The 5,590-nt window shown below is 67.6% G+C and carries 7 protein-coding genes and 1 pseudogene; 3 read left to right on the forward strand and 5 right to left on the reverse strand.

Annotated features, from left to right (window positions below; all coding sequences use genetic code 11):
* Together thiD and ACI944_RS11065 are read right to left on the reverse strand one after the other, a co-directional pair.
* A partial coding sequence (gene thiD, locus ACI944_RS11060; protein WP_411719111.1) for a bifunctional hydroxymethylpyrimidine kinase/phosphomethylpyrimidine kinase occupies positions 1 to 1,210 on the reverse strand: 1,210 nt, incomplete at its 3' end.
* A gap of 67 nt (positions 1,211 to 1,277) precedes the next feature.
* Positions 1,278 to 1,568 (reverse strand): DUF5789 family protein, encoded by a 291-nt coding sequence (locus ACI944_RS11065; RefSeq protein WP_411719113.1) that lies wholly within the window; start codon positions 1,566 to 1,568, stop codon positions 1,278 to 1,280.
* Positions 1,569 to 1,671: 103 nt separating this feature from the next.
* Here ACI944_RS11065 and ACI944_RS11070 point away from each other — a divergent pair, with 103 nt between their 5' ends.
* Positions 1,672 to 2,601 (forward strand): sulfide-dependent adenosine diphosphate thiazole synthase, encoded by a 930-nt coding sequence (locus tag ACI944_RS11070; protein WP_411719114.1) that lies wholly within the window; start codon positions 1,672 to 1,674, stop codon positions 2,599 to 2,601.
* Between the two features lie 31 nt (positions 2,602 to 2,632).
* On the opposite strand, the gene ACI944_RS11075 is transcribed toward ACI944_RS11070, so the two are convergent.
* The 3 genes from ACI944_RS11075 to dcd are packed head-to-tail and all read right to left on the reverse strand — an operon-like array spanning position 2,633 to position 4,829.
* Positions 2,633 to 3,340 (reverse strand): class I SAM-dependent methyltransferase, encoded by a 708-nt coding sequence (locus tag ACI944_RS11075; protein ID WP_411719116.1) that lies wholly within the window; start codon positions 3,338 to 3,340, stop codon positions 2,633 to 2,635.
* Entirely contained in the window at positions 3,337 to 4,236 is a 900-nt protein-coding gene (locus ACI944_RS11080; protein ID WP_411719117.1) for a thiamine-phosphate synthase family protein, read from the reverse strand. Before ACI944_RS11080 ends, ACI944_RS11075 begins: the two co-directional genes overlap by 4 nt.
* Positions 4,233 to 4,829 carry a dCTP deaminase gene (dcd, locus tag ACI944_RS11085; RefSeq protein ID WP_411719118.1) on the reverse strand — a complete coding sequence of 199 codons (597 nt, stop codon included), beginning with the start codon at positions 4,827 to 4,829 and terminating at the stop codon, positions 4,233 to 4,235. The genes ACI944_RS11080 and dcd overlap by 4 nt, the downstream gene beginning before the upstream one ends.
* Before the next feature lie 120 nt (positions 4,830 to 4,949).
* On the opposite strand from dcd, the gene ACI944_RS11090 reads away from it, so the two are divergent.
* Entirely contained in the window at positions 4,950 to 5,411 is a 462-nt protein-coding gene (locus ACI944_RS11090; RefSeq protein WP_411719119.1) for a hypothetical protein, read from the forward strand.
* Positions 5,412 to 5,432: 21 nt separating this feature from the next.
* Positions 5,433 to 5,590: pseudogene (locus tag ACI944_RS11095) on the forward strand (coenzyme A pyrophosphatase); the annotation flags it as partial.

Consider the following 5,590-nt stretch of genomic DNA (forward strand, 5'->3'; position numbering starts at 1 on the left):
TGAGGTCTTCGGAGAGCACAGCGATACCCCTGCCATCGATACCGGTGACGGCACACGGCGAGGCTTCGAGCGCGTCTTCGACGCTGGCGTCGGGGCGACACTCGATGCCGACACGGAGCTCGGGATCTCGCTCGCGCTCCTCGAGCAGCGCCGCTCCGAGCGCCGGTGCCGAACCGAAGCGGACCCGCCCGCCGGCGGCCGAACCGTTTCGCGATGGAGGCCATCCGCCGTCGATCGCCGCCGCGTCCTCGACCGACTCGGCGTACGGCGTCGCGACGGCGACGTTTTCGATCACCTCGGCGACCCTGCTATCCTCGCCGTTCGCCCCCGATCCGGCCCCGTTGAACCGATCGATCGCCCCCTGAACGGTCTCCATCGCTTCGCCCCGGCCGGCTTCGTTTCGGAGGTCGACGAGGTGGTGGACCGCGCCCGGCCCCTTGCCGGCGGCGTGGTGGTACCGCACCGCCCGCTCCATGAACGAGACGCTGCGGTCGACGGCCATCCCGAGTGGCGCGCCCTCAGCGAGTCGCGTTGCGATCGCCGCCGAGAGCGTACAGCCGGAACCGTGCGTCGCCTCGGTGTCGACCCGGGGATGCCGCATCGTCTCGCTCCCGTCGGGGCCCACGAAGGCGTCGAGTACCGCCGCCCCGGGAATGTGACCGCCTTTGACGAGGGCAGCTTCGGCACCCATCGAACGGAGTTCCCGCCCCGCCTCCAGCGCACTCGCCTCGTCCGTCGGCTCCACTCCCGTCAGCACGGCCGCCTCGTCGGCGTTCGGCGTCACGAGCGTCGCCTCGGTGAGAAGGTCCTCGTAGGCGGATTCGGCGGCCTCGGTCAACAGTCGATCCCCGCTCGCGGCGACCATCACGGGGTCGACGACGACGGGCGCATCGAACCCCGCAACGTAGTCGGCGACCGTCTCAACGACCTCAGCGGTCGCCAACATTCCGGTCTTGATCGCCTGCACGTCGAAATCGCCGCGAACAGCGTCGATCTGTGCGGTGACCTCCCCGATCGGGAGGGGGTAACTCGACTTGACGCCGGTCGTGTTCTGGGCGGTGACGGCCGTTATCGCGGAGACGCCGAACCCGCCGGTCGCCTCGATTGTTTTGAGGTCGGCCTGGATGCCGGCGCCGCCGCCGGAGTCGCTGCCGGCGATCGTCAACACGACCGGTTTCTCTGTCGGCGCTGGAGCGCGCGTGTCGGTCATGCGCGGGGATATAACCCGGACGTACAAACAGGTGATGGTGCGGCTTCAGACGCGCTTCCGGCGCGTGCTACTCCTCGGCTGTCGGGATCGGCCCGGTGCCGATCACGTCTCGGACGGCCGCCTCGAAGGCGCGCTTGGTGTCGAAGTACACCTCGTCGGTTTCCTCCAGGATCACCGCCAACTCTCGGGGACCGTCGGGGGTTCGGATGACCGTATTGCCCTCCCGGCGAACGACCTCGCTCTTGCCGATGGCGTAGTGCAGCCGTGATGCCACCCGTGCCAGCGGTGCGCCCTCGACCGGTTCGCCCTCGCCGAGCGGGACTGCCGGCCCCTCCGCATCCTCGTCAGTATCGCTCATTGGCTCGATTTTCGGACGTGAGGACCTAATCCTTACGAACCCTCGCCCCGGCGCTACCCTGACCACAACTACTTTGTATTCGGCTATGGTACCACTTAGTTGTATGACTCAGTTCAACGAGTTCAGTGACGTCGGCGAAGCGGAGGTAACGCGCGCGATCGGCAGCCAGTGGACCGAGGAGTTCATGGACTTCACGGAGTCCGATGTCATCATCATCGGTGGCGGCCCGTCGGGTCTGATGGCGGCGAAGGAACTCTCCGAGCGCGGCGTGAAGACGATGGTCGTCGAGAAAAACAACTACTTGGGCGGGGGCTTTTGGCTCGGCGGCTTCCTGATGAACAAGGTGACCGTCCGCGACCCAGCCCAGGGCGTCCTCGACGAACTGAATGTCGATTATACCGACACCGACGAGGCCGACGGTCTCTACGTCGCCAACGGCCCCGAGGCCTGTTCGGGACTGATCAAGGCCGCCTGTGACGCCGGCGCAAAGATGCAGAACATGACGGAGTTCACCGACATCGTCATCCGCGAAGACCACCGCGTCGGCGGAATCGTGATGAACTGGACGCCGGTCCACGCCCTGCCGCGGGAGATCACCTGTGTCGACCCGATTGCCGTCGAGGCTGACCTCGTCATCGACGCGACCGGCCACGATGCCGTTGCGGTCTCGAAACTCCAGGAGCGAGGCGTCCTTGAGGCCCCCGGCATCGAACACGCCGAGGAGCACAACACCGGCATGGACAACACCGAGGACGGCCAATACGGCGCGCCCGGCCACGACTCGCCCGGTCACGACTCGATGTGGGTCGCCGAAAGCGAGGACGCGGTCGTCGAACACACCGGGTTGGTCCACGACGGCCTCATCGCCACGGGGATGGCGACGGCGACGACACACGGCCTTCCGCGGATGGGCCCGACGTTCGGTGCCATGCTCCTCTCCGGCAAGCGCGCCGCCCAGGCCGCCATCGACGAACTCGGCGTCGACGGCCCCGCCGTCGATATGACAGCAAGCCCCGAGCCCGCCGACGACTGATACGGAGCTCCGTAACCGACTACGACATCCCTTATAAAGGGCCGCTATTTTTCGATTCGCGCTGCACTGTCCCGCTCAGTAACCCGACGAACCCAAGGCCGAACGTCTCGTGTCGCCGGTCGACTGTCCGGGCCGCGAGCGCCGCCCGAGAGGCGTCGACGCGCCGCGAGAGCGCCCCTTCGGTCCCGCCGACCGGGGCGTAGAGAACGTCCCGAAGCCCCCCCGACGGCGACCCGGCGGCGACGAACGAGTTAAAAAGCGGATTGAGCGGCCGCCCCCGAGGGTCCTCGCTCGCGGTCGCATCGAGCAGCGCGACCCGACCGCCCGGGCCGACGAGGTCACACCACCGATCGACGACGGCCGCGGGGTCCTCAAACAGCCCGCAGACGAACGTTGCGAGAACCGCATCCGCCGCCCTGACCGGCATGGTGGTCGCGTCGGCCCGTACGACGGAGACGTTGTCGTATTCCCCGGCACGTCGGCGGGCCCGATCGATCAGCGGGCCAGCGATATCGATCCCGACGACCCGGCCCGTTGGACCGACGTGCTCGCGGAGAAACGGCAAGTTTGCCCCGGTCCCGCATCCCATCTCGATCACCGTCTCGCCCGCCGCCGCGGCCCGGCCGGCAGTAATTCGCCGCCACCGCCCGATCCCCGGCGCGGTCGCGATCCGGTCGTAGAGCGCCGCCCACCGGGCATAAAAATCTGCGACCACGGACGCGTCGTCGCCGTCGCTCATTTCGTGACGTGCCGGACGGTCTCGACGACCGCCGGGGCGTCCGGCCCGAGCAGATAGCAGATCGGTTCGACCCCGAACCCGCCGGTCTGGTACAGCACGTCCGCCTCCCGCGCCCCCTCGATGGCCCCGGCAACCGCGTCTTCGACGTCAGCTTCGGCGTCGAACTCCGCCGTCGCGTAGCCGGCCGCCTCGAGCGACTTGAGCGTCGCCGGCTCGTACCGGATGTTGAGCGCCGCCCGCGCCTCCGACCCGGCTGCTCGGGCGGCGAGCAACAGCGAGGCGACGTGCTCGGAGACGCCGAACTCCGGCTCGCCGGGGACGGTCGCCCGTCCTTTTATATCGAGGATCCGCCCCGGCACGCCAGCGACGCCGTCGATCGTCGTCGCGTCGGGCAGCGCCTCGACGAGGTTCGAGCCCACCGCCGGGATATGGGCGGCGAACCCGCTCGTGTTCTCAAGCGCCCTAACACCCCGGCGAACCGACGACCGGACCCGTCCGGTCATCCGAAACTCGCCCTCGGGATCGTGGATATCAATCGGCCCGTCGTAGTCGGCGATCGGCGGGTACGCCGCCTCGTGGAGGCGGGCGAGGACGCCGCCGCGTTCGAGTTGCCTGACGAGCACTTCCGCCTCGACGAGCGCCTGCGCGCGGCTTACGTCGCCGTTTGCAAGTCCCTCGCCGAGTCGCTCGGCTAACTCGCGGACGGCCTCGTCGCCGGCGATTTCCTCGTTGGTCTTGACCTCTCCGTGTGCGTACTTCGAGACCGCGCTTTGGCTGATCCCCAGCAGATCCGCAACCTCGCTTTGGGTGCGGCCGCGCTCGCGGAGTTCGCTCGCGAGCATCGTTCGGAACGTTGGGAGGAACTCCTCGACGACAATCTCCTCTATGAATCTCATCGGTCGAGTTGGCCCCCGCCGAACTCCTCGTCCGACTGGATCCGCGAGGCCTGTGGCCCCGACTGATCCTGGTACTTTGAGCCCCGATCGGTTCCGTAGGGCTCCGACGCGGCGCTTTTCAATTCGGTGAAGATGACCTGTGAGATCCGCATATCGGGCTGCAACGCTACCGGCGCCGTCCCGAGGTTCGACAACTCGAGGGTGATCTGACCACGGTACCCCGGATCGACGATGCCGGCGGTCGCGTGGATGACTACTGCGAGTCGGCCCAGCGAGGAGCGACCCTGAACCGTCCCGAGGAGGTCATCGGGGATCTCGACGCGTTCCTTGGTCGTTCCGAGGACGAAATCGCCCGGGTGGAGAATGAACTCCTCGCCCTCGTCGACGTGGGTTTCCTCGACGTACTCGTCGACCTCCTGTTCGCTGTTCGGGTGAATACAGGGGATGTTGGTGCGCTTGAACTCCAAGAACTCCCGGCCGAGACGGAGGTCGATGCTCGCCGGCTGGATCTGCAGTTCCGGATCGGCCAGCGGGTCGACGACGAGGTTGCCGTCGGTCAGCCGCCGCCGGATATCGGTGTCTGAGAGGATCATACCTGGACTGGCGGCGGCGGCGGGTTAAACCTGACCGATGCGCGGAACGAGGAGCCCCGACGCGACCACCGGCCGGGCCGGAACGTTCAGGTCTGTCGACACATAAACGACGGCCACCGAATGTTCACGCCCGACGAGGTGGCCGGGATCGTCGATCTCTTCGGCGCGCTGTCCCGGGCGGACCTCGAGACCGCGCTCTCTGAACTCGCCTACCGACGCGGCGAGGATCCGCCGGACGGCGCTATCGACGCGGCGCTCGCGACGTTTGCGCTCGTTGGCGTCGACCGCGACGGCGATCGACTGGTAACCCCTGGGCCGACGGCGTTTCCCGAACTGCCCGACGGCGCGGAGGATCTTCCGCACATCCTCGACACTGACGGCCGATCGCTCGACCGCGAGCCCGTCGTTGCGGCCGCGATCGCCCGTTTCCGCGAGGAAGCTGTTCAGGTGGCGACTCGTGAGGACGAAGACCGCGCGGCCGAACTCGTCGACATCAGCTACGATCTTGAGACGTGGGGCGGTCCCGACCTCTCCGGGCTCAGAACCCGACTCGATGCGGTTGGCGATGGGACGAACTATTAACGTTGAGTCCGTACCGCACGCATGGACTGGGAGCGGGTCGTGGCCCACGAATCGGTCGAGGCGGTCGAGGGGGACCGGGAGGCTGCGGTCCTCGTGCCGGTCATCTCGCGTCCCGACGGCGCCCACCTGCTCTTTACGAAACGCGCCGACCATCTCGGCGAACACCCCGGCCAGATGAG

The organism is Natronomonas sp., from assembly GCF_046710025.1.
GTDB lineage: Archaea > Halobacteriota > Halobacteria > Halobacteriales > Haloarculaceae > Natronomonas.

Coding starts and splice junctions, on each gene's coding strand:
- ACI944_RS11065 (WP_411719113.1), bottom strand. CDS start 1,568: ATGAGCGATACTGACGAGGATGCGGAGGGGCCGGCAGTCCCGCTCGGC.
- ACI944_RS11070 (WP_411719114.1), top strand. CDS start 1,672: ATGACTCAGTTCAACGAGTTCAGTGACGTCGGCGAAGCGGAGGTAACG.
- ACI944_RS11075 (WP_411719116.1), bottom strand. CDS start 3,340: ATGAGCGACGGCGACGACGCGTCCGTGGTCGCAGATTTTTATGCCCGG.
- ACI944_RS11080 (WP_411719117.1), bottom strand. CDS start 4,236: ATGAGATTCATAGAGGAGATTGTCGTCGAGGAGTTCCTCCCAACGTTC.
- dcd (WP_411719118.1), bottom strand. CDS start 4,829: ATGATCCTCTCAGACACCGATATCCGGCGGCGGCTGACCGACGGCAAC.
- ACI944_RS11090 (WP_411719119.1), top strand. CDS start 4,950: ATGTTCACGCCCGACGAGGTGGCCGGGATCGTCGATCTCTTCGGCGCG.